The 23,889-nt window shown below is 62.1% G+C and carries 16 protein-coding genes; 7 read left to right on the top strand and 9 right to left on the bottom strand.

Annotated elements, in window-relative coordinates; all coding sequences use genetic code 11:
* Positions 1-46: 46 nt before the first annotated feature.
* Entirely contained in the window at positions 47-2,416 is a 2,370-nt protein-coding gene (locus tag AC4GYV_RS04300; protein WP_491099423.1) for a glycoside hydrolase family 3 N-terminal domain-containing protein, read from the top strand.
* On the opposite strand, the gene AC4GYV_RS04295 is transcribed toward AC4GYV_RS04300, so the two are convergent.
* Positions 2,413-3,543: an acyltransferase family protein gene (locus AC4GYV_RS04295; RefSeq protein WP_491099422.1), complete on the bottom strand. Its 1,131-nt coding sequence runs from the start codon at positions 3,541-3,543 to the stop codon at positions 2,413-2,415. The two genes, AC4GYV_RS04300 and AC4GYV_RS04295, sit on opposite strands and share 4 nt — an antisense overlap.
* Positions 3,533-4,561, bottom strand: coding sequence for a glycosyl hydrolase family 18 protein (locus tag AC4GYV_RS04290; protein ID WP_491099421.1), 1,029 nt, complete (start codon positions 4,559-4,561; stop codon positions 3,533-3,535). Before AC4GYV_RS04290 ends, AC4GYV_RS04295 begins: the two co-directional genes overlap by 11 nt.
* Before the next feature lie 97 nt (positions 4,562-4,658).
* Between AC4GYV_RS04290 and AC4GYV_RS04285 the strand changes: the two genes are divergently transcribed.
* Positions 4,659-7,211, top strand: coding sequence for a beta-N-acetylhexosaminidase (locus AC4GYV_RS04285; protein WP_491099420.1), 2,553 nt, complete (start codon positions 4,659-4,661; stop codon positions 7,209-7,211).
* Here the strand turns inward: AC4GYV_RS04285 and nagE are convergent.
* Together nagE and ptsP are read right to left on the bottom strand one after the other, a co-directional pair.
* Positions 7,208-8,896: an N-acetylglucosamine-specific PTS transporter subunit IIBC gene (gene nagE / locus AC4GYV_RS04280; protein WP_491099419.1), complete on the bottom strand. Its 1,689-nt coding sequence runs from the start codon at positions 8,894-8,896 to the stop codon at positions 7,208-7,210. The two genes, AC4GYV_RS04285 and nagE, sit on opposite strands and share 4 nt — an antisense overlap.
* On the bottom strand, positions 8,893-11,346 hold the full coding sequence (gene ptsP / locus AC4GYV_RS04275; RefSeq protein WP_491099418.1) for a phosphoenolpyruvate--protein phosphotransferase: 2,454 nt from the start codon (positions 11,344-11,346) through the stop codon (positions 8,893-8,895). Before ptsP ends, nagE begins: the two co-directional genes overlap by 4 nt.
* Positions 11,347-11,450: 104 nt before the next feature.
* On the opposite strand from ptsP, the gene AC4GYV_RS04270 reads away from it, so the two are divergent.
* Together AC4GYV_RS04270 and nagA are read left to right on the top strand one after the other, a co-directional pair.
* Positions 11,451-12,455 (top strand): SIS domain-containing protein, encoded by a 1,005-nt coding sequence (locus tag AC4GYV_RS04270; protein ID WP_491100385.1) that lies wholly within the window; start codon positions 11,451-11,453, stop codon positions 12,453-12,455.
* The gene (gene nagA / locus AC4GYV_RS04265; protein WP_491099417.1) at positions 12,455-13,594 is read left to right on the top strand and encodes an N-acetylglucosamine-6-phosphate deacetylase; all 1,140 of its coding nucleotides are present in this window, start codon (positions 12,455-12,457) and stop codon (positions 13,592-13,594) included. The genes AC4GYV_RS04270 and nagA overlap by 1 nt, the downstream gene beginning before the upstream one ends.
* On the opposite strand, the gene AC4GYV_RS04260 is transcribed toward nagA, so the two are convergent.
* The 4 genes from AC4GYV_RS04260 to AC4GYV_RS04245 are packed head-to-tail and all read right to left on the bottom strand — an operon-like array spanning position 13,591 to position 18,356.
* Positions 13,591-14,493, bottom strand: coding sequence for a polysaccharide deacetylase family protein (locus tag AC4GYV_RS04260; RefSeq protein ID WP_491099416.1), 903 nt, complete (start codon positions 14,491-14,493; stop codon positions 13,591-13,593). The two genes, nagA and AC4GYV_RS04260, sit on opposite strands and share 4 nt — an antisense overlap.
* On the bottom strand, positions 14,490-15,539 hold the full coding sequence (mgrA, locus tag AC4GYV_RS04255; RefSeq protein WP_491099415.1) for an L-glyceraldehyde 3-phosphate reductase: 1,050 nt from the start codon (positions 15,537-15,539) through the stop codon (positions 14,490-14,492). The genes AC4GYV_RS04260 and mgrA overlap by 4 nt, the downstream gene beginning before the upstream one ends.
* On the bottom strand, positions 15,536-17,206 hold the full coding sequence (locus AC4GYV_RS04250; RefSeq protein ID WP_491099414.1) for a glycoside hydrolase family 43 protein: 1,671 nt from the start codon (positions 17,204-17,206) through the stop codon (positions 15,536-15,538). Before AC4GYV_RS04250 ends, mgrA begins: the two co-directional genes overlap by 4 nt.
* A complete protein-coding gene (locus AC4GYV_RS04245; RefSeq protein WP_491099413.1) occupies positions 17,199-18,356 on the bottom strand; it encodes an endo-1,4-beta-xylanase in 1,158 nt (385 codons plus the stop codon). The genes AC4GYV_RS04250 and AC4GYV_RS04245 overlap by 8 nt, the downstream gene beginning before the upstream one ends.
* A gap of 62 nt (positions 18,357-18,418) precedes the next feature.
* On the opposite strand from AC4GYV_RS04245, the gene AC4GYV_RS04240 reads away from it, so the two are divergent.
* From AC4GYV_RS04240 to AC4GYV_RS04230, 3 genes are read left to right on the top strand one after another with little or no spacing between them, the layout of a single operon-like run.
* Positions 18,419-20,560 (top strand): alpha-glucuronidase family glycosyl hydrolase, encoded by a 2,142-nt coding sequence (locus AC4GYV_RS04240; protein ID WP_491099412.1) that lies wholly within the window; start codon positions 18,419-18,421, stop codon positions 20,558-20,560.
* Positions 20,548-20,925, top strand: a complete 378-nt coding sequence (locus AC4GYV_RS04235) for a hypothetical protein (RefSeq protein ID WP_491099411.1) — start codon at positions 20,548-20,550, stop codon at positions 20,923-20,925. The genes AC4GYV_RS04240 and AC4GYV_RS04235 overlap by 13 nt, the downstream gene beginning before the upstream one ends.
* Positions 20,926-20,968: 43 nt before the next feature.
* Entirely contained in the window at positions 20,969-22,474 is a 1,506-nt protein-coding gene (locus AC4GYV_RS04230; RefSeq protein WP_491099410.1) for a tryptophan halogenase family protein, read from the top strand.
* Here the strand turns inward: AC4GYV_RS04230 and AC4GYV_RS04225 are convergent.
* Positions 22,471-23,826 (bottom strand): MFS transporter, encoded by a 1,356-nt coding sequence (locus tag AC4GYV_RS04225; protein WP_491099409.1) that lies wholly within the window; start codon positions 23,824-23,826, stop codon positions 22,471-22,473. The two genes, AC4GYV_RS04230 and AC4GYV_RS04225, sit on opposite strands and share 4 nt — an antisense overlap.
* Positions 23,827-23,889 lie beyond the last annotated feature (63 nt).

Genomic DNA, 23,889 nt, shown 5'->3' with positions numbered 1-23,889 from the left:
AAAGACACGGCTACGTTAGCGCTACCATCGCATGAGGGGAGAAGGTGTGACGGTAATTCGCTGGCCGGTCGCGGCTGCAATCATCCTGGGCATCACGTCGGCGGCATATGCACAGCCGCAACAGCAGCCGGTTTACAAAGACTCACTTCAGCCGGTGAACCGGCGCGTCGAGGACCTTCTTTCGCGCATGACCCTCGATGAGAAGGTCGCGCAGCTGCTGACGATCTGGGAGCAGAAGAGCAAGGTTCAGACGGCCGCCGGACAATTCTCCCCCGAGAAAGCGTCGCAGGCGTTTCCAAGCGGCATCGGCGGCTTTGCTCGCCCCTCAGACAAACGTGGAGTTGCAGCTTCGAATAATGCCGCGGGTGCATCGGCAGGCGAAAATCGCGATGCGCGCGACACTGCAGAATATGTGAATGCTGCGCAGCATTGGGCGGTCGAGCGGACGCGGCTTGGCATCCCGATCCTGATGCATGAAGAAGCGCTGCACGGCTATGTGGCGCGAGGAGCAACGAGCTTTCCGCAAGCGATCGGTCTGGCCAGCACATGGGATCCGGAGCTTGTCACGCGCGTGTTCTCCGTTGCGTCCCGGGAGATGCGTGCGCGCGGAGCGTTCCTGGCGCTCGCGCCTGTTGTCGACGTAGCGCGCGACCCGCGCTGGGGCCGCATCGAGGAGACTTACGGCGAAGATCCATATCTGGTCAGCCAGATCGGGCTCGCTGCTATCCGCGGCTTCCAGGGAACCACCCTGCCCCTCGGGCAGGAGCGAGTGCTCGTAACGCTCAAGCATTTCACCGGACATGGGCAGCCGGAGAATGGGACCAACGTCGGACCGGCGGATCTGGGTGAGCGCCTGCTGCGAACCGATTTCTTCCCGCCGTTCGAACGCGCCATCGAGGCGTTCCCGATCCAGTCGGTGATGGCGTCCTACAACGAGATCGACGGCATCCCGTCGCATGCCAACTCGTGGCTGCTTAACGACGTTCTGCGCGGCGAATGGAAATATCAGGGCGCGGTCGTCAGCGATTACTACGGCATCCGTGAGCTGATGACGCGGCACAAGATGTTCGGGAATGCCACGGACGCAGCCGAACGCGCGATCAAGTCTGGTGTGGACGTCGAGACTCCAGATCCGGAGGGTTACGTCCATCTACCGGAGTTGGTTCGGTCCGGCCGTGTGCCGCAGGCGTTGGTAGACGAGGCGGTGCGTCGAGTGCTCCGGCTTAAGTTCGAGAGCGGACTGTTCGACAATCCCTATCCGGACCCGGCGACCGCCGAAGCGAAAACGGCCACTCCGGACGCGGTCTCGCTCGCACGCGAGGCCGCTGGCAAAGCCATCGTCCTGTTGAAGAACGAGAAACAGCTTCTTCCACTGAACGCTTCGAACATCCGGCGGATGGCGGTGATCGGGACGCATGCGCGTGACACACCGATCGGCGGCTATAGTGATGTTCCGAAGCATGTCGTCAGCGTGCTTGAAGGCATGCAGGAGACAGGAAAAGGCCGCTTCGCCGTGGACTATGCGGAGGGAGTGCGGATCACCGAAGCGCGCTGCTGGTCCTGCGACGAGGTCAAGCTCGTTCCGACGTCCGTGAATCGCAAGCTCATCGCCGAAGCCGTCCAGACCGCTCGCAAAGCCGACGTGATCGTCATGGTGCTCGGCGACAACGAGCAGACCAGTCGCGAAGCCTGGGCGGATAATCACCTTGGCGACCGTTCCTCGCTCGATTTGATTGGGCAGCAGGAAGATCTCGCCCGCGCCATTCTCGCGCTGAACAAGCCGACGATCGTGATGCTGCTGAACGGGCGGCCGCTGTCGGTGAACTATCTCGCCGCGAAATCGCCCGCCCTACTCGAGGGCTGGTACCTCGGCCAGGAGACCGGGCACGGAGTTGCCGACGTTCTGTTCGGCAAGGTCAATCCTGGCGGCAAGCTGCCGGTCACCATCCCGCGCTCGGTCGGGCAGCTGCCGGTCTATTACAACCGCAAGCCGTCGGCTCGGCGGGGCTACCTCTTCGACACCACCGCACCGCTTTATCCATTCGGCTACGGGCTCAGTTACACGAGCTTCAACGTATCCGCGCCGCGTATCGTCACGCCGAATATTGCAGCCGGTCAGCCGGCGCAAGTCGACGTGGACGTCGCCAACACCGGCGCTCGCGCGGGCGACGAGGTGGTTCAGCTCTATGTCCGCGACGACGAATCTTCAGTCACCCGGCCACTGCTAGAGCTGAAGGGATTCCGCCGCGTCACGCTCGCTCCAGGGGAGAAGCGAACGGTTCGGTTCGAGCTGAAGCCCGACGATCTTGCGCTTTGGAATGCTCAGAAAAAGCGCGTCGTCGAGCCGGGTACATTTACGATCTCAGCGGGCTCGAACTCGGTCGACCTCAAGAGCGCAACGCTGACCGTCCGCTAGATGCGGATTAGCCAGTTTTTGCGCCACAGGTAGAACATGCACGCCCAGATGAAGGCGATGCTCATGCCGACGGGAATGAAGGCAGCGAGCTCCGATCCGACCACCGGCCGGACCGCATTGTAGGGCTGGAGGAAAAGATCCCAGCCCATCATGCTCCCGCTCACCTCGTGCAGCACGTAAGCGGCGATCGCGTTTACGCCGAATGGCAGGACTAGAAGGCCAACGGCATAGCGCCAGCTGGTCAGCGGCTTGCCGTTGAACAGGAAGCTGAGGCCGACGAGCGCGAGCGTAGCGATGCCGGATGTCGCGAGCACAAATGTGCTGGACCAGATGTCCTTGATGATTGGGAACACGAGGCCCCAGGCGACACCGGCGACGAGCATCGCCGCGCCAACCAGCGCTAATCTCTTCAGCCGAGCCCGGTCGCTACCGCGCAACAGATACTCCCCGATCGCAATGCCGATGAGCCCCTGAGCAATCGCGGGGAGTGTGCCGAGCAAACCTTCGGGATCGTAACCGTCGGGCCCCTTCACATAATTGTGCCCTCCGGCGCCCAGCAGCACACGATCGACCGATCCGACGAAGTTGTGCCCCCTCAGCCAGATGTCGTTCGGCAGTCCGTCGAGCGCGGGAATTAGGGTGAGCGGCCAATAGAGCAGCAGGATCGCCGCAGCGACAATCAGACGGGTTCGCGGCTTCAGCCACAGGAACATCAGCGCGCAGGCGCAATAGACCAGGCCGATCCGCTGCAGCACCCCGAACAGCCGCCAACTCCCCGAGCTGAACTTCATGAACCACCACATGTTCGACAGCAGCCAGCCGAGCAGCAACAGCCGCGCCGTTCGCCAGAAAATGCGTCGATATTCCTCCGGCGTGGCCTCGGCGTTCCGCATCGAAAACGGGATCGAGATGCCTACCATCAAGAGAAATGAAGGAAAGACCAAGTCGGCAAGGTGCAGCCCGTCCCAGCGTTCGTGCAGCAAGGTCGGATAGACAGGGCCCTTGTATTCGATCCCCGCCATCAGATTGACGAGGATCATCCCGATCACGGTGAGACCGCGAAGAAGGTCCAGAGAAACCAGTCGATGCGTTGCCGTGGTCTCGGTCTCGGCCGCCTTACCGTGCATATTTGCGCCCCTCTGCAAGTGCCTCACGAACGCTGCGGATGGCGCGCTGGTGAGGCAGGTCCTCGTCGATCTCCCAGACCATCACGCCCGCTCCCCAAGCGCCGGCAAGGCGAGCCTTTCGTTCGAGGGTCGGCAGGCCGTTGAACGTGATGTAATCGCAGCCGGCACATCGCTGGCCGACGACGTCGGACTTCACGACATGATCGCCATGTTCCGCGGCAATTTCATGCAAGGACCAGCCGGGCCGAAATTGCCCGAAGCCGCGTCCGTAGAATGGTAGGCCGAGGGCCAAGCGCTGAGCGGGCACGCCTTTTCCCAGCCAGAAGGCCAAGTCCTTCTCCGCTTGCTCATAGCTGGCATGCTCGTCGCCCGCCTTGCCCCATGTCGGACCGATCGCGTCGTAGGACATGATGCCGATAAGATCAAAATAGGGGAGCGAAGCGTCTGGCACCCTTCCCCCTTCATATGAGCCCGTCGCGCAGGTCAGCAGCTTCGACCGTGCACGCAGCGCCTCGCTGAGCTCGCGCACGAAGGGCATATAGTTTCCTTCGCGATCCATGCGCGTCATGAGCTCGCCTTCGAGGTCCACGTCGATGCCGTCGAGACCGTAGCGGTCAACGAGCTCGATCAATCCGCTGACCAACTTCGTCCGGGTCTCCGGTTTCGCCAGCACAGCCCAATCGCCGGAACATGGCGGGATTGTTCCGCCGCCAACCGAAACCAGAACTTTGGCGTTCGCACGATGAGCCTTGGCGACCAACGCGCGAAGATCGTCGCCGGATACCATCAGGCCACCTCCAGCTGGAGAGCAAGCCAAAGCGTCTCCGTTGACGAAGTCGCCCGTTGGATCAGGGTTTGCAAAGGCCAGATCGACGTGCGTGTAATGCCGCAGGTCTGCACGTTGCAGGACATCCGCAAAGCCCTTGAAGGCGGGCAGATAGCCGATCGCAACCGGTTCAGCGCGAGCTGGTGACACGGTCAGAAGTGCAGCGGTGGCCAACATGTGCAGAGCGCGCATTGCTGCAGCCTAGCCGACCCTTTCAACGGCGCAATATGGGCACGTTGACCGGTACGTCTCTGCATGACACGAACGGTGGTTCGAGGGGGGATTTACGATGTTGTCGAGAGTGGTTGTTGCGTTGCTCGTTGCGTCTGCTGCCGTCTCACCCGCCACGGCGACAACGCAGCGTCAGCTCGACTCATTTGCAAACGGTATGGGCGTGCGGCTGAACATCGTCGACAATCGGCCGGCGACGTGTCCCAAGCAGGCGAATGGATGCTTTCTGTCGCAACTCGACCTGCGCATGCCTGACGCCTTGGCGAATGAACTCGCGGCAGGCGACTTCAAGCTTTATTTCGGGTCAGTCAGCCCGGTCATCGACATCGATAGCGATCAGTTTACCGTCCGCCTGATCAACGGCGATCTTCATGTGCTCGAGCCTCGTCCCGGTGTGCGCCTGCAGCCGGGAAAGACCTACACCATCAAGCTGTGGTCGCAGGGGCATTTCTTCTCTGCTTATTATCCGATGCCGAACATGTTTCTGGTGTCCGGCAATCTCGCGCCGCGTGTGATCGCTGCGACCAGGCCAGTGATCGATCGCGACAGCGGACTCGAGATTCTGCCATTTGTTGCTCCGATGACCGATGAAGCACGGCTCGCCACGGCGACACCCGGCGACGAGACGCGCTGGCTTACTCCCGAACGCGCGTTCGACCTCTACTCGTCGCGAGCAGCCTCAGGCGCGGCTTCGGGAGTTGCGATCATCCCGACGCCCGTTGAAGTTAAGAAGCTGCAAGGTGCATCGATCGATCTGAGCAAAGGCGCTCAACTGCAGCTGAGCGGGATTGACCGTTCCACCCTCGCCGCGCCGCTTCGCGACCTGGCCGCCAGCGGTCTGCGCGAAAGCGCCGGCGGCAATAAGATTCGCCTCAACCTCTCCTCTTCAATGCTGGCCGAGTCATACCGTCTGACCGCACAGAATGACTCGATCGAGATCACGGCCGCTGACGTCTCGGGAGCGCGCTACGCTCTACAATCGCTCGCGCAGCTGTCCGCTCAACAAGGCGGGCATTTGAAGCCGGTCATTATCGGGGACCAACCGCGCTTTGCTTTCCGAGGTTTGCACGTCGACCTGGCGCGCAACTTTCACAGCAAGGCGGAAGTGCTGAAGCTCATCGATCAGATGGGTCGCTACAAGCTCAACAAATTGCACCTTCACCTTGGCGACGATGAAGGCTGGCGGCTGCAGATCAAGCGCTTGCCGGAACTCACTGAGGTCGGTGCCTACCGCTGCTACGATCCGTCAGAGACGCAATGTCTTCTGCCGCAGCTTGGAGCCGGTCCCGACCGAAACGCGGCCGTGAACGGCTATCTCAGTCAGGCCGACTATCTAGAGATCCTCAACGCAGCGAAGGATCGCGGGATCGAAGTCATCCCCTCCTTCGACATGCCCGGACATTCGCGCGCCGCAATTCGTTCGATGGAAGCGCGATACCGTAAGCTGACGGCCGCGGGTCGACGGGCGGACGCCGAAGAGTTCCGCCTCGTCGAACCCGCCGACAAGACGGAATATCGAAGCATCCAGAACTATAACGACAACACGCTGAACGTCTGTCTCGACAGCACCTATCGCTTCATCGATGTGGTGATCGATGAGCTTAAAGCGTTGCACGCCGCCGCTGGGACGCCGCTCAAGACCTATCACATCGGCGCGGACGAAACGGCTGGTGCGTGGACCGCCTCACCGGCCTGCAAGGCGCTGATGACCAAGACTGGACGTACTGCCGCACAGCTTGGCCCCATGTTCATCGAGCGTGTATCGAAGGACCTGGCGAGCAAGGGCATCGAAGTTGCGGGCTGGAGCGACGGGATCAGCCATGTCGATCCCAAGGAGATGCCGGCGCAGGTTCAGTCGAACATTTGGAGCGACCTGTTCACTGCCGCTTCCGCGGAAGCCCACCGCCACGCAAACCGGGGCTGGCGCACAGTGCTCGGCGTCCCGAACGTCCTCTACCTCGATATCCCGTATACCCCCGACCCGCTCGAGCGCGGCTACGATTGGCCGTCGCGTGGCACCGACACCTTCAAGGTTTTCAGCTTCCTGCCGGAGAACCTTCCAGCGAATGCATCGGTGATGAAGGATATCCAGAACAAGCCGACGAAGATTGCGGACTCGGAACCGCTGAAGCCGGACGTGAGAATAGCCGGGGCCCAGGCGCAGCTGTGGAGCGAGACCGTGCGAAGCGACGATCTCGCCAACTACATGCTCTTCCCTCGCCTCCTCGCCTTTGCCGAGCGGTCTTGGCATCGCGCGGACTTCGAACCGGCATATCGCCCCGGCGCGAGCTACGCCTACGGCGACGGCCAGGTTGATCCGAAGAAACTGACCGCCAGCTGGAACGACTTCGCTGCGAAGCTGCCTCAGCACCTGCGACAACTCGATGCGGCCGGCGTCTTCTATCGCATCGCTCCTCCCGGAGCGCGCGTGGTCAACGGCAAGCTCGAAGCGAACAGCGAATTACCCGACCAGCAGATCGAGTTCCGCTCAGCTGGCGGGGCCTGGCAAACATATCGCGAACCGGTGCGTGTCAGTGGGAAAGTTGAGCTGCGGACACGATCCTATGATGGGCGTCGGTCCAGTCGCGTCGTTCAAGTTGCCGCGCCTTAAGCCCCCGCGAATGCTGAGGCGACGTAAGTTGCGGTCGGCTCATCCAGCAACAGGTGCACACGTCCACCCTCGGAGGTCGTCACCGCGCGCGCGCCGAGCTTCTTGAGCGCCGCCTCGTCGACATCGCCGCCGTCGCGCAGACGCATTACGAGCCGCGTGGAGCGCTGCTGCAGGTCCTCGATGTTCGTGCGACCGCCCAGTGCGTCGATCCAATCTCGACCGACTGCAGGTACTACCTCGCCGTGCAGGCTGGCGCGAATCTCGCCGGCGACCTGATCCGCTACCGGGCCAAGTACCACCTGAACTGAATCGCCGCCCGGCCGAACGATCCCCTTAGCTCCCAGCTGTTTGAGCCGCGCTTCGTCGATCTTGCTCGGATCGGCCAGCGTCAGCCGCAGCCGCGTCATGCAGGCGTCCACAGTACGGAGGTTGTCCCCTCCACCGAGGGCCAGGACGAAATCTCCTCCTCGACTGCCGGTTTCGATCGGTTTGACCGTCGCGGTTTGTTCGACAGCCTCGCGACCGGGTGTCTTGAGGTCGAAGCGCTCGATGCACCAGCGAAAGGCGAAGTAATAGACGGCAAAATAGACGAGGCCGACGGGGATCAGCAGCAGCGGCTTGGTCGATATCCCGTAGCCGAGCACATAGTCGAACAGGCCGGCGGAGAAGCCGAAGCCTAGCTTCACGCCCAGCAGGTTCATGACGACCATGCTGACGCCGGTCAGGACGGCGTGGACGACGTACAGGGCCGGCGCCAGAAACATGAAGCTGAACTCGATCGGTTCCGTCACGCCCGTCAGGAACGACGTGAGCGCCAGCGACGAAAGCATGCCGCCGACTGCCTTGCGCCGTTCCGGCAACGCCGAGCGATACATGGCGAGGCATGCCGCGGGCAGTCCGAACATCATGATCGGGAAGAAGCCGGCCATGAAGGCTCCGGCTGTCTTGTCGCCCGCGAAGAAACGCTTCAGGTCGCCCGTGACGCCGTTGTAGTCGCCGATGATGAACCAGGCGATGTTGTTGAGGATGTGGTGGAGCCCGGTGACGATCAGCAACCGGTTCAGCACGCCGTAGATGAAGAGGCCGAACGGCCCTGCAGCCACCACCCAGCGGCTAAGCTGGTCAATCGCACCTTCGAGGACAGGGAAGCCGAGACCGAATAGGACCGCGCCGATGAGGCCGGCGCCGCCAGCGGCAATCGGGACGAAACGCCTGCCACCGAAAAATGCGAGATATTCCGGTAGCTTGATGTCGCTGAAACGGTTGTAGAGGAAGCCGGCTGTGACACCCGACAAGATGCCGGCAGGAACGCTGAGCTTGTCGAGCTGCTTCGTCTTCCACGCCGCAACGGCGAGATCGCGAGCAGCCTGATCCGTGAAGGCTGCTGTTACATCGGGCGTGACGACCAGCAATGCTTTCGCGCCTTCGGTCAGCACGAAAAAGCAGACCGCCCCTGCAAGTCCGGCAGCACCGTGGTTCTCACGCGCCAGGCCGACTGCAACGCCGATCGCGAACAACAAGCCGAGGTGCGAGAAGATCGCGTCGCCCGCCGCCGCAATGAACGCGACGTTGAGCAGGTCTGGCTGACCCAAGCGAAGCAGCATGCCAGCAATCGGAAGCACCGCGATGGGCAGCATGAGCGCCCGGCCCAGCGGTTGCAGGCTCTCTACTTTGAGGCGACTCATTCACCTGCTCCCTGATCTCGGCCGTCCAGCATTTCAGCCACGAGCGCCCGAACCTGCGCGCCCGTTTCGAGCTGCACCGCTTGCTCGGCGAGTTGGCGACATTCTTCGGACGAGACTTGCGCGATCGCATGTCGGACTAACCGAAACGCGGCAGGCACAGCCGACAGTTCGAAGATACCGAAGCCGATCAGCAGCAACGCACCTGCAGGATCGGACGCGAGGTTTCCGCAAACGCTCACGGGTACGCCCGCTCGTTTACCTGCCTCGGCGGTCATCGCGATCAGTCGCAAGACCGCGGGGTGCAGTGCGTCGATCGACGGCGCCAGCAGCGCATTCGTCCGATCCATCGCGAGCGTATATTGAGCGAGATCGTTGGTGCCGATTGAGAGGAAGTCCGCCTCTTTCGCCAAGCCGTCTGCGATCACCGCCGCCGCCGGCGTTTCGACCATAGCGCCGAGCTTGATCGGCTTTGGCAAGCGCCCGCGAACGGACCGAAGCTCCTCGACCGATGAGACCATCGGGATCATGACCTTCAGCGCGTCACTTCGAACCCGTGCGATGGCTTCTAACTGATCGTCGAGCAGTTCGGGGCGGATCAGGTTTGTCCGAACGCCGCGGGCGCCGAGCGCCGGATTTTCCTCATGTCCAAAGTCGATGAACGGCACCGGCTTGTCCCCGCCAATGTCCAGCGTTCGGATCGTGAGAGGGCGCCCGCCAAGCGCGTCGGCAATCGACTGGTATGTTGCGGCCTGCTCTTCGCTGGACGGAGCTTCGGAGCGGTCAAGGAATAGAAACTCCGTCCGCAGCAAACCGCAGCCCTGAGCACCGGCGGCGATGGCGCCGTCGACCTCGTTTAGACCTCCGAGGTTCGCTAGTAATGTGACAGCCTGCCCATCCCGCGTGCGGCAATCGCCGGTTGCGACCTGAGCCGAGCGGAACCTGGCTATCGCGCGCTCCGCCACGTCTTCCGCTGGATCAATCACAAGCTTGCCGGCACCTGCGTCGAGCAGGAGCCGGGTGCCATTTTCGATGCGTGACAATCCCGCACCAACCGCAACCAATGTTGGTACGCCTAGCGATCCCGCGATGATCGCCATGTGCGACGTCGCGCCACCCCGTTCGACCGCAATGCCCGCGAGCCGATCACGATCGAGTGCGAGGATCTCCGACGGCAAGAGATCTTCGGCAAGAAGGATTGCGTCTTCCGGCAATCGAAGTGCCGCCGCTGCGTCGCCCCCGGTCAGCGCACGAAGCACCTGCGCGCCGACGTCTTGCAGGTCTGCAATGCGTTCCTGCATCCGTGGATTACCGGTTTTGCGCAGGCTCTCCGCCGCACTCGACGTTGCCGCAGACCAAGCGAAGCCCGCGCTCTTTCCAACATCGATTTCTGCCGAGGCTGCGCGCCGTAGATCTTCGTCGTCGAGCAGCGCGATATGGGCATTGGCTATTTCCCCTCCAGCTCCATCGATGTTCGCGGCAGTCGCTTTGAGCTCGGCTTGCACCTGAGCGATGGCATCGCTGAGAAGAGCGCTCTCCGTCTCGATGCCTTTCCCCTGCTCCGGGATCTGGTTTGTCTGGCGGGTCCAGCGAACGGCCTGTCCGACCGCCACGCCCGGAACCGCGCAAACGCCCGCGATCTCGTTATCGGCCAGCACCTTCGTTGTTATGGCAGCAGGAGCGCCCGTGAGTTGGTCGACCGGCTCGCCGGCCGCGAGAAGGTCCGCAATCTCTTGAAGCGCGGTTTCGCTGTCAGGCCCTGTCGCTGTCAGAGTCACGCGGTCGCCATGCTGCACATTCAAAGCCATCATCGCGACCGGGGATCGTGCACTGGCGGTTTTTCGGTTGGCGCTGATCGTGATCTCGCTCGAGTGACGCTTCGCCACGTCCGCAATTCGTGCCGCCGGCCTGGCGTGGAGGCCGTGCGCGAATGCAACCTCACTCTCGACGCTCCGCGCTTCGCCGCTGGTAACGTGCTCATGCGTCGCGCCGTTGAGATGCTCGATCGTTGCGATGGCCTCTCCCTCATCGATCATCCGATCAACGCTTGCGAAGGACAGCCGGAAATCACTCGCGTTCGTAAGAATGATCGGCGTTGCGAGGCTCTTGGCTTCCAGCGCGACAGCATCGAGATCGAAGGCGATCAGCAAGTCGCCCGCCGCGACCCGGTCGCCCTCGCGAACCTCTGCCCGAAATCCACGCCCGCCAAGCGCCACCGTCTCGAGCCCCACATGGATCAACAGTTCCGCCCCGCTATCAGTGCGCAACGTCACCGAGTGGTTCGTCGGTGCGACGAGCAGCACTTCGGCGGCGCAAGGCGAGGACACTCGTCCTTCGATCGGATCGATGGCGAAACCGATGCCCATCATCTCTTCGGAAAAGACTGGATCGGGAACCTCGCGAACGCTCATCAGCCACCCCGCCATCGGGGCGGCGAGTGTGACTTCATTCATCGACCGCCACTCGTCGCATGCGCGCGTGCAAACTTTGCCATTGTGCGACCATCCCACATCGTTAGCGTGCGTCAATAGTGACGCCGGTGGATCAATCGACGAACATGTTCCGCGAGGCGTCGGAGGCGCCCGATGCGGTTGCTCGGCAAGAGCAATCCGACGCCATTCTGAAGCGCATTGGAGCAGAGTTACGGAGGCGGTCGCCGCCCGTAGTCATCACCTGTGCGCGAGGTAGCTCCGACCACGCAGCGACTTATGCGAAGTATGCGATCGAAACTCGCATCGGCGTGCCGGTTGCATCGGCCGCACCCTCGGTCGCATCGGTCTACTCATCGTCGCTGCGGGCAGACGGGGCCGTCTGCATTGCCATCTCACAGTCCGGCAAAAGCCCGGACCTGCTTTCGACCGTCGCAAGCCTGCAAGAAGCGGGTGCCTGGGTGCTCGCGTTGGTCAACGACATTTCGTCGCCGCTCTGCGACATAGCCGATGAGGTTTACGGTCTGTCTGCCGGTCAGGAACGAAGCGTCGCAGCAACCAAGTCGTTCATCACCTCGCTGTCAGCAATCGCTCGGATCGTCGCCGAATGGAGTGAGGATCGTCAGTTGGCGTCGGAGCTCAATGACCTGCCCGGACATTTGCGCCGGGCCTGGTCGCTCGATTGGTCCCCTCTCGTCAAGGCGCTCACGGATGCGTCGGACCTATACGTGCTCGGCCGTGGCCTAGGCCTGGGCGTCGCACAGGAAGCGGCCCTGAAACTCAAGGAGACTTCGCAGCTTCATGCGGAGGCGTTCAGCACGGCGGAAGTGCAGCACGGCCCGATGGCGCTCGTTCGGCACGGCTTCCCCGCGCTCGTATTCAATCAGGCCGATCGCACTGCCGCTACGGTGAGCGAATCTGCTTCGGCTCTGGTCGAGCGTGGTGCTCGCGTCTTCCTCGCAGGCGGACAGGCCGCCGGAGCGACTTCGCTACCTGTCGCTGAGGGCTCGCCACTGCTCGAGCCGATCCTCCAAATCCAGAGCTTCTACCGTGCGGCCAATGCGCTGGCGTTGGCACGTGGACTGAACCCGGACAGCCCGCCCCACCTTCAGAAGGTAACGGAGACTCTGTGATGGCCGACGCGCTGGTCAATGGATGCGTGCTCATCGACAGCGAATTCGCCACCGGTCGTGCCGTCTTGATCGAGGATGGCCAGATCGCGGCGCTCGTGCCTGACGAGGACATCCCCTCCCACGCGCAGCGAATCGACCTTGGTGGGCGAAGCCTCGTTCCGGGGTTCATCGATACGCAGGTTAACGGAGGCGGCGACCGGCTCTTCAACGACGACCCGAGCGTCCAGACGATCGCCGCCATCGGCGCGGCTCACCGACGGTTCGGCACGACTGGCTTTCTCCCGACGCTGATCAGCGACGATGCCGGCAAAATCGAAGCCGCGATAAACGCAGTTCGGGAAGCGATTGAACGACGCGTGCCGGGCGTTCTTGGCGTGCATATCGAAGGCCCGTTCCTCAACGTCGAGCGCAAAGGCATTCACGACGCAGCAAAAATCCGCACGATCACCGACGCGGAAATCGCGCTCCTCAGCCGGCCGATCGACGGAAAAACAGTCGTCACCCTCGCGCCAGAGAAAGCTCCAGAGATAGCGATCCGGGAGCTGACCGAAGCGGGCGTGCTGGTCTCGGCAGGGCACACCAACGCGACGGCGAGCCAGATCGAAGAAGCGCTGCGAAACGGCCTTCGTGGCTTCACGCACCTTTTCAATGCCATGTCGCAGATCACGCCCCGAGAACCGGGAGTCGTGGGCGCCGCGCTCGGCAGCGACAGCTGGTGCGGGATTATCGTCGACGGCCATCACGTCGATCCACGTGTCCTGAAGCTCGCCATGCACGCCGCGACCTTGCAACGTTTCATGCTGGTCACCGATGCGATGCCGAGCGTCGGAGGACGCAAGAGCTTCATGCTCAACAATCAGCCGATCTCGGTCGTCGACGGCAAATGTACCAACGCCGACGGTACGATCGCGGGCTCGGACCTCGACATGGCGAGCGCCGTCCGAAATTCCGTCGATCTCCTGGGTCTCTCGCTGGCCGATGCAGTAGCGATGGCAAGCACCAATCCGGCGGCGTTCCTCGGTCTAGATCATGAACTCGGCAGGATCGCGCCCGGCTATCGTGCAAACCTCGTGCTGCTGAACGACGGAATCGAAGTTGAGGAAAGCTGGATCGACGGCATTCCTACCGGTTCGATCTAGGTGCAGATCGCGTTCAGCTCGGTCGAATAATCGGAGGGCGGTGGCAGTTTCGCCCCCTTCTGTTTTGCAAGTTCCCAAGGCGATGGCGGCGCGGGAAGCTTCAGGTCTGTATAGGCGCGGTACACCGGATGACGCTCAGCGTCGGCCAGCGAGACGAAGCGGAAGCCTGCATCGCGATATATTTGAAGCACCTGAGGCATCATGTGTGCGCTCATCGCACTGACGTGCATCAGAAGCACGTAAGGGATGTCGCGACCATAGAGCAGCTTGGCAGTTTGGCGATCGTCCGCGATGCTGCGCTTCACTGCCGCAACGTACAGCTGCTCAAGCTTGGCGACGCCGGCCGCATCATGCTTGGTCGTGCAACGCGCGTAAGCCGGGGTCCAGGCCCAGTCGGAAAAGCCCGTTGTTACCGCGGCGACACGATAGCCGTGAGCCAACAGCACCTTACGCGCTGCGGCCCGCTGTTCGGTATCCTTGCCCTCGTCGAGGAAGGGATACCGGAACCAGCGCCAATCGCTGCCCGTGCCGCGTTTCACCAATGCCGCCTCGTTCCTCACCAACTCCTGTTCGAATTCGGCAATGCTCATTTCGCTGAGGTGCCGATGCGCCCAACCGTGATTGCCGAGCACCGCTCCGGCGGAGTGCCAGCGGTCGAGCACGACTTCGCTTCCGGGCTCTTCCTCGACCCTAACGGCGTTCACGAACCCGGTCACCGGCACGTGAGCGGCCTTGAGTGCGGCAACCATCTGATCGCCGATCTGCTGCGGCGTTACTCCGGGCGGGTAAGGCGCATGGACTGGCAAGTCGTCGATCGTGAGGGCGATTTCCAGCGGCGGTTGGGCGTTAGCCGAAGTCCCGGATAGAAGCGCCGCGACAGCCCAGGCCCAGCGCTTCACTCGGTAGCCTCGATCGACGCCGAAGCCTTCCAGATATCGATGCCGGCATCCGTTGCGCAGCGGTCGATCCGGTCGAGCTCTTCGGGATTGAATGACAGGTTCTGAACCGCCGCCAGCGAATCCTCGAGCTGCTTCACGTTGCGCGCACCGATCAGTGCCGAAGTTACGCGTTCATCGCGGAGCACCCAGGCGATCGCCATCTGCGCCAGGGTTTGTCCCCTCTCCTTCGCAAGGTCGTCGAGCGCCCGGACGTGCGCCAAATTCTGCTCGTTCAGGAAATCGCGCGAGAACGAACCCGCGCGCGCCGCCCTCGCATCCTCAGGTACGCCGTTAAGATATTTGTTGGTGAGCAGGCCCTGAGCGAGTGGGGAAAAAGCAATGCAACCGACGCCCAATTCGCCGAGTGTGTCGAGAAGCGACTCCTCGATCCAGCGATTGACCAGCGAGTATGACGGCTGATGGATGAGCAATGGCACGCCCTCGGCCCTGAGAATGTCGTGTGCGCGTTGGGTGAGCTCTGCCGAATAAGACGAAATGCCGACGTAGAGCGCCTTCCCCTGCCGGTGCGCATGCGCGAGCGCGCCCATCGTCTCCTCTAGCGGGGTCGAGGGATCGACCCGGTGCGAGTAGAAGATATCGACGTAATCGAGGCCCATCCGCTTGAGGCTTTGATCAAGGCTGGCAAGCAGATACTTGCGCGATCCACCGTCGCCGTAGGGCCCCGGCCACATGTCGTAACCGGCCTTGGTCGAGATGATCAGCTCATCACGGTACTGCCGGAAATCCGCTGCGAAGACGCGGCCGAAATTTTCCTCCGCCGATCCGTATGGTGGGCCATAATTGTTCGCTAAATCGAAGTGGGTAACACCGAGATCGAACGCCCGGCGCAGCACGGCGCGGCCGGTCTCGAACACGTCGATACCTCCGAAATTGTGCCACATCCCGAGCGAGATCGCCGGCAGATCGAGGCCACTGTGCCCGCATCGCCGGTAGGGCATGCGGCCGTCATAACGCTGGGGATCAGGGAGATATTGTTCGGGGATCATTGGGCGTCTTTTCCCCCGTGCGCATACAGGCCGAACACCGATCCGACGAATCCGCCAGCTTTCGGAGGGCTCAACATCGTTCCGTCCGCTCCTTTCACCAGCGTCTGCCAATGGCGGCCGTCGGTGCTCCACAAGAAATCGTAAGCTCCACCGCGCGCATTGATGCGGAGTTGGGTGCTGGAAGCGATAGGCAAGGCAGCCTCGGCCATGATCGCTCCATCAACCGCATCATTGTTGCGCCGGCGCAGACGGACGACCGCCTTTCCGTCCTTCCGCCCAACGGCGAGGAAGTACCAATGTTCATCGTTCTGGTAAGAAACGATGCCCGCCTCCGCGGCGTCGTTGAACGGCGCGAAACGCACGACCGTAGTTGCCGTCGCATTCAGATGCTGCTGCCGGCGCGCCAAAAATGAGGGATTGCCGAGGTCGCCGAGTCCGACGCTGCGTGGTTCAAGCTGCAACGATCCCCTGTCAATCTTCCACCATTGCCCTGCCCGATTGCGGAGCATCATCCAATAAGGCGCGAGCTTGGGGGCGTTGAATTCCTCCCGCAGGGTGAAATCACCGGTTGTCGGCACGTTGGGCTTCGCTGTTTGTGCGAGCTTCGGCGCCGGCACGGTCCATGGCACGACTTCGCCCGGCTCGGTGATGCGCGGCCGGCCGTCGCTCCAATGAACCGGCATCATGAATGTCTCGCGCCCCGTGTTGAAATTACCTGCCGCATCATAAGGGCGGACACCAAGGAACACCGCCCACCACTCTCCCGTCGGCGTTTCGACGAACTTGGCATGGCCGGTCGAGGTGATCGGGCGCGGTCGGTCCTTCGGCAGATCGCGCTGCGTGAGGATCGGATGGCTGGTGAGCGGTGCATAGGGGCCAGTCACCTTGTCGCTGCGGAACACGACTTCGGAGTGGCCCTGCTCCGTGCCGCCTTCGGCGGCGATGAGGTAGTAATGGCCATCCTTCTTGAAGATGTGAGGCCCTTCGATCCAGATGGGCTTCTGCTCGGGATGAACGCCTCCGTCGACAAGCACCCGGGGCTTGCCAAAGGTCGCTAGGTTCTTGGCATCGAACTGCTCCAGCCAGATGGCCGTGTGCCCCTCATAGCGAGGTTTCCCTGCGGGCGGCCCGTTGTGAACCAGCCAGGAAGTACCATCGTCGTCGAAGTAGAGCGACGCATCGATGCCATCGACCTTCGGTAGAAAGACCGGCTTCGACCAGGGACCTTCCGGTCGCTTCGCGGTGATGACGAAATTGCCGCCGCAGCCGACGCATGTGTTGACGATGTAGAAGGTGCCGTCGTGAAAGCTGATGTCGGGCGCATAGAGCCCCTGCCACATCGTCATCTTGTCGAAGTTGAGCTGATCCGTCCGGTCGATCGCATTGCCGATTTGAGTCCAGTTTACGAGATCCCGGCTATGGAAGATCGGCATCCCGGGGAACCAGGCGAACGTCGAATTGACGAGGTAATAGTCCTCGCGGACGCGAACAATGCTCGGGTCCGGGTAGAAACCCTGCAGAATCGGGTTCGCATATTCGCCCGCCGCGGGTTTCCGCAGTCCGTCATCGCCGCGATATTCGAACCAGTCGAAATATGCAGGGGCCTGCCTGGCCTCCGCAGAAGCAGTCGCCGCAAACATCGCGAGCGCAGCGATCCACTTACGCATGACGGCTCCGCGCTTCGGAGAAGGCTTGAGCCATGGACTGGCGCAGCGGCTTCGGCTTGAAGCCAGCATCATATGGCGTTCCGCGCTTGGGCTGCTTGTCCGCTCTCGGATCAAAACCTTCGAGCCAACTGTATCGGTCGACCATTCCCCACGCCAGGATGTCGCCGAGTTGCGGGTAGCTCAGCATCACGTCGAAATAAGCTTTGCCGTAATCGGCAACCATCCGGTCGCGCGGTCCGATCGCGGTCGGTGCCATCCGATCGTTCACGTCGAACTCGGTGATCAGCAACTGGTACCCCATGCCGACCACCTCATCCATGAAGCGCCGCCACGGACCTTCCGACTCCCGAACCGTCTCGGCGACAGGCTGGTCTTTCAGCAAACGAATATGCGATTGAATGCCGAGCGCATCAACGGGCGTGCCGCGTTTGCGGAACCCTTCGAGCAGCTTAAGCACGCCGCGGATGTGCGTTTCGTCTTCCCCGTTCCGCTCCCAGCTCATGTAATCGTTGTAGACAAGCTGCGCTTGCGGAGCCTCGGTCCGGGCCGTGTGGAACATCAAATCGAGAAACGCTTCTTTACCGATCGCACGCGTGACGTTCGTATCGCGGATCTCGCCGGTCTCCGGCCGCACCGCCTCGTTCACGACGTCGTATGAATAGATCCGCTTACCGTAGCGCTGGCAGACGGTCTGCACATGCTTGGTTAGCAGCGCTTCGGCTGAAGCGCGTGGCTGCGGTCCGAAATCATAGTTCGCGAGCCACTTTGGATACCATTTCTCGGGCGTCCAAAAGAGCGTGTGACCGCGCAATCTGAAGTCGTGGCGTTCAGCATAGTCCGCGATCGCATCGAACTCGCGGAAGTTGAACTGGTCCGGCCCCGGCCGAGTCCACTGCCACTTGAGCTCGTTTTCCGGGACGAGCAGCTCGCATTCCCGCTGCAGGATCGCCGCGTAGAGCGGGTTGGCGTAGCTTCCGCGATCGGCGCCTGGCGGTCCCCACGCCACTGCGGAGCCGAACCGGCGATTGCTCCGGCGAGCCAAGGCGTCGAGCGAATTTGAGCGATCGGATGGCGCGGCAGCAACCTGCGTAGCGCCCGCTCCCACGGTTGCGGCAAGACCGCCAAGCGCCTGTCGACGCGAAAGCTCCATAACCCCTCCTATGGTAGCGCTACCAATGCTAGGCTGCGGCACGGCTTGTCAACGAGGACCGCGTGCACAGCAGTTCGATCCGTCTCATTCGCGCTCTGGTCGCTGCGCTCGTTCTGTTTGGAACGGCAGCACATGCCGAGGACGGATACAATTTATGGCTTCGGTACAAGCCAATCGAGCAGCCGTGGCGCGCCCGCTACGCACCGCACGCCACTGCGATTGTCGTCCAGGGATCGAGCGACACCTTACGCATCGCCGCAGATGAACTCGAACGAGGACTGCGAGGGATGCTCGGTCATCCCGTTCCGATACGTGGGTCAAGAGATGGCGCGATCATTCTAACCGTCGATCCGCAAATCAGCAGCGAAGATGCCTACAGGATTAGATCGGTCGGCCGAACGACCGTGATTTCCGGCAGAACCGATGTTGGTGCGCTTTATGGCGCTTTCGCGTTCCTTCGGTTGCTGCAGACACGCCGAGACATCTCGCATCTCGACATTGCCGACGCCCCGACGGTGCGACTTCGCATGCTCGAACATTGGGACAATCTCGATGGCACCGTCGAGCGCGGCTACGCGGGTTCATCGCTCTGGAATTGGAGCGAACTGCCGCGCGTCGATCAGCGCATGATCGACTACGCACGCGCCAACGCATCGATCGGTATCAACGCCGTTGTCTTGAACAACGTCAATGCAGACGCGCGCATCCTGACTGAAGCATATTTGATCAAAGTCGCGACACTCGCGAACGCGTGGAGGCCGTACGGCATTCGCGTCTTCCTGACGGCTCGCTTCTCAGCACCAATCGAAATCGGCGGCCTGAAGACCGCGGATCCGCTCGACCCAGGCGTCAGCGACTGGTGGCGCGCGAAGGCCGATGAAATCTACCGGATCATCCCAAACTTCGGCGGCTTCCTGGTGAAAGCGAATTCGGAAGGCCAGCCCGGGCCGCAAACGTATAGGAGGACGCACGCGGACGGCGCGAACACGCTTGCCGCTGCCCTCGCGCCGCACGGAGGCACAGCGATTTGGCGGGCGTTCGTCTATTCCGGGGAGAATAGCGCGGACCGCGCGCGCCAGGCCTATGACGAATTCGCTCCGCTCGATGGGAAGTTCGCGTCCAACGTCATCATTCAGGTGAAGAACGGTCCGGTCGACTTCCAGCCTCGTGAACCATTCCATCCCTTGTTCGGACGAATGGACCGGACACGTGTCGCCATGGAAGTACAGCTAACCAAGGAATATCTCGGCGAGAGTACGCACCTCGCCTTCCTCGCGCCGATGTGGTCGGAGGTGCTGCGGAGCCGAACCGGTCGCCCTGATCCGAACTCGGAAGTACACGACACGATCACCGCTATGGCCGGCGTCTCCAATGCTGGGAGCAGCCGCAACTGGGCTGGCTCGGACTTCGACCAGGCAAACTGGTTCGCCTTCGGCAGGCTTGCATGGGACCCGACGGCAGACCCCCGCAAGATTGCGGAAGATTGGACGCGCATGACCTTCAGCAATGACGCGCGTGCGGTCACCCCCATCGTGCAGATGATGATGAACTCACGCGAGGCCGTCGTGAACTATATGACCCCGCTCGGCCTCGCTCATCTGATGGCCAGTGACCATCATTATGGACCCGGTCCCTGGGTGCACGACCAGCCTGCGCCGCTCTGGAATCCCACTTACTATCATCGTGCCGACGCAAACGGCATCGGCTTCGACCGGACCGCGAGTGGCAGCAATGCCGTCGCCCAATATGCGCCATCAGTGGGAGCCTGTTTCGGAGACCTTCGCTGCGTTCCCGAAGAGTATCTTTTGTGGTTCCATCATGTGCCGTGGACTTACCGTCTTCGCACCGGCCACACCCTCTGGGCGGAGCTGATCGACCGATACGACGAGGGTGTCGGAGAAGTCAGGCGAGCGAAGCGCACTTGGAACGCAATGCGTCCTTTTATCGATCCCGAACGCCACCGGGCGGTCACCGCAAAGCTCACCCAGCAAGTCGTCGAGGCGCAATGGTGGCGAAATGCGTCCATTGCTTACTGGCAGAGCTTGTCGAAGCTTCCGCTGCCGAAGGGCCACGCCCCTCCTCCCCACCCACTTTCGTGGTATGAGGCGATTCACTTCGACACGGTTCCGGGATTTCTCACGCCACGGATCGATGCACGCTCTCGTTGCGTTCCGGCCAAAGGAGAAGCGCCATGCGTCCACTGATGCTTATCGCCATTTTGGGTGTGGCGGGCTGCACGCAGCCGTCCGAACCGCCGGGGGCCGCCTTTTCGCGCCAGCTTGCAGGAAAAGTGGCCGGACCTCCTCAGCTTTGCGTGACGTCATATTCCGCGGAGAACCTCCGCATTATCGACCGAAGCACGATCGCTTACGGTACCGGACCGACGACTTACGTGAACCGCCTCGCTTCGCCCTGTCCGGGCTTAAGCCAGTTCAATACGGTCATCGTCGATGCGGCGGACGGCAAGCAATATTGTCGCGGCAACCGCGTGCGTGGCCTGGCGCCCGGAGGCAATATCCCTGGGCCGTGGTGTACGCTCGGCGACTGGATCCCCTACAACACGCCGTAGGTGGGACTTCCCAAGCGCAGGCATGAACGCCTAGCGTGCGCCCATGAATGAAGCCTCACCGATCCGCCGGATCGTCGTCGTTGGCGGAGGCACCGCAGGCTGGATGGCGGCCGCGGCGCTTGCGAAATTCGTGGCACCAAGCGGCAAACGCGTTGTCGTCGTGGAATCGGAGGCAATCGGAACTGTAGGGGTCGGCGAAGGGACGATCCCGCCCATCCTGGAATTCAACGCGCAGCTCGGGATCGACGAAGCGGAATTCCTTCGAGAGACCTACGCTTCCTATAAGCTCGGGATCGAGTTCGTCGGGTGGACTGAGGAGGGTCAGAGCTACTTCCACCAATTCGGGCAGATCGGCCGTCCACTCAATGGAGTGCCGTTCTACCAGCTCTGGCTGAAGCATCGCGACGATCGGTCGGTCGGCGATCTCGCGCGTTATTCAATGTCCGCGGCCGCCGCCTCCCAGAACCGCTTCGGCCATCCATCCGCCGATCCGAACGACGCAATTGCGCAGCTCGCCTATGCCTTCCACTTCGACGCGGCCGCCTACGGCCGCTTCCTGCGCAGATATGCGGAAGCACATGGCGCCGAGCGGATTGAGGGGCGGATCGTCGAAGTCGATCAGGACGGCGAAACCGGGTTCGTGACCGGCCTGCGCCTCGATGACGACCGGCGTGTTCGAGGCGACTTGTTCGTCGACTGCTCCGGGTTCCGAAGCCTGCTTCTTGGGCAAACTTTGCACGTGCCGTTCGAGGACTGGAGCCACTGGCTGCCGTGCGACCGCGCCATCGCGGTACCCTCGGAACGAACCGATCCGCTGCTTCCCTTCACGCGCTCGACGGCGCATCCAGCGGGTTGGCAGTGGCGCATTCCGCTGCAACACCGCACCGGCAACGGCCACGTATACAGCAGTGCCCACATGAGCGACGACGAGGCCGAGCACATCCTCATCGACACGCTCGATGCCAAGCCGATCGCCGAACCTAATCGCCTCCGGTTCACCGCTGGGCGCCGCAGCAAGTCGTGGGAAGCCAACGTCGTAGCCATCGGGCTCTCCTCAGGCTTCCTAGAGCCGCTGGAGTCGACCAGCATCCACCTCATTCAGCATGGTATCCAGAAGCTGCTCAGCCTGTTTCCCAGCAGCGGCATCAACCCGGTTGAGCGGGATGAATACAACCGCCACTTGGTCAACGGCTACGAGCCGGTTCGCGACTTCATCATCCTCCACTATCACGCCACTCGGCGCACTGGCCCCTTCTGGGATCATGTGCGGCAGATGGAGGTGCCCGACACGCTGAAGCATAAGATCGAGCTGTTCCGTCAGAACGGCCGGGTGTTCCGCTACAATGACGAACTGTTCGATATCCCCAGTTGGGTCGCCGTCATGCTCGGTCAGGGCGTGATTCCCGCGAGCCACGATCCGCTAGTCGATGCCATGCCCGATCGGGAAGTGCTTCGCGCCATGGCGGAACTGTCGCAGGCTTACGAGCAGGCGGCACGCCGCCTCCCGCTCGCAAGCGAATTCATCGACCGGAAGCTGGCCGCCGCTTAGTGAATCGTAGCGACTGCCGGCTCGTCCCGCAGCTGTACCGGCGTACGCGACGCTGACAGCGCGAACAGGCACAGCACCGCGTAACAGATTGCCGGAATCAGCAGCGCTGCATGATAGCTGGTCAGTTCTGAGAACTTTCCGACGAGCAGGGGGACGAGGGCGCCGCCGACGATAGCCGTGCAAAGCAGACCGGACGTCGCCTCCCCACTGGCCGAGGAACGCTCGAGGGTGATGGTGAAGATCACCGGGAACATGATGGAATTGAACAGGCCGATGCAAAGCGCAACGAAGCCCGCGGTCACTCCACCGACGAGAGCGACATAGAGGCACATCGCACAAGCGATCGCGGTGAAGGTGGCAAGCAGCTTGGGCGCGGAGAAGCGGGCGAGCAGCCCTGAGCCGATGGCGCGGCCGACCATCGCTCCGCCCCAGTAAAAGGCCACGGCCTTACCCGCTTCTTCGACCGAGACGCCGTGGATGCCGTCACTGCCCATCGTTGCGCCGAGAAGTGGAACTCTGAAGGGAGCGTCGGACATCCCCCAAATAGCATTATCGTTTAGGAACGCGGTCATCTGCGTGCCGATCGACACTTCAGCGCCGACGTAGAGGAAGATCGCGAGCCCACCGAACAGGGCCCAGCCCGAGCTAACGGCGTCGCTAATTAGTCCGCCAATCGTCTGTCGTGTCCTGGGGGTATCTTGCTCACCAAGCGCCGCATTTACGGTCCCGCGCGAAAACCACATGAACAGCGTGAGCACCGCGATCATGCCGAACAGCCAGAAATAGGCCGTGTCGATGCCGCTCAACGCATGTGCCCGGACCTCCGGCGTGATGACCGTCCCTTCCTTAACCTCAACACCCTTGAGGAAGAGGTGCGCCCCAAGGATGGGCGCGATGAAGGTGCCGAGCGAATTGAAGGTTTGGCTAAACGTCAGCCGGAAGTGGCTAAGCTTCGGATCACCGAGCGCAGCGACGAGCGGATTGGCCGCAACCTGGAGGATCGTAATGCCGCTTGCCAGGACGAACAGGCCGACGAGCACCAGCGGAAAAATGGCGAGGTTTGCCGCTGCCAGGATCAGCCCGCATCCCACGATCATTGTCACGAGCGCCATGACGATTGAGGGCATGGCCCGGGTACGCGACAGCAGCGCCGCCGCGGGGAAGGAGATCAGACCGTAAGCGACGAAGAAGGCGAAAGCGATAAACTGCGCCTCGAACCGGCTCAGCGTGAAGATGCCCTTCACGGCTGCGACAAGGGGATCATTTAGCGCAGTGATGAAGCCCCACGCGAAGAACAGGCAAGTGACGATGACGAAGGCGCCGGTGACGCCCGCCGCTTGGCGTTGCTGCACGCTTGAATCCCCTCAATAGATTTGGCCGCAAACTGGCAGCGAAAAATGCGTCGCACAAGGCGA

Source organism: Sphingomonas sp. SP4 (assembly GCF_058313375.1).
The sequence above is the reverse complement of the archived record's forward strand: the minus strand, read 5'-3'. Positions and strand labels throughout refer to the sequence as shown.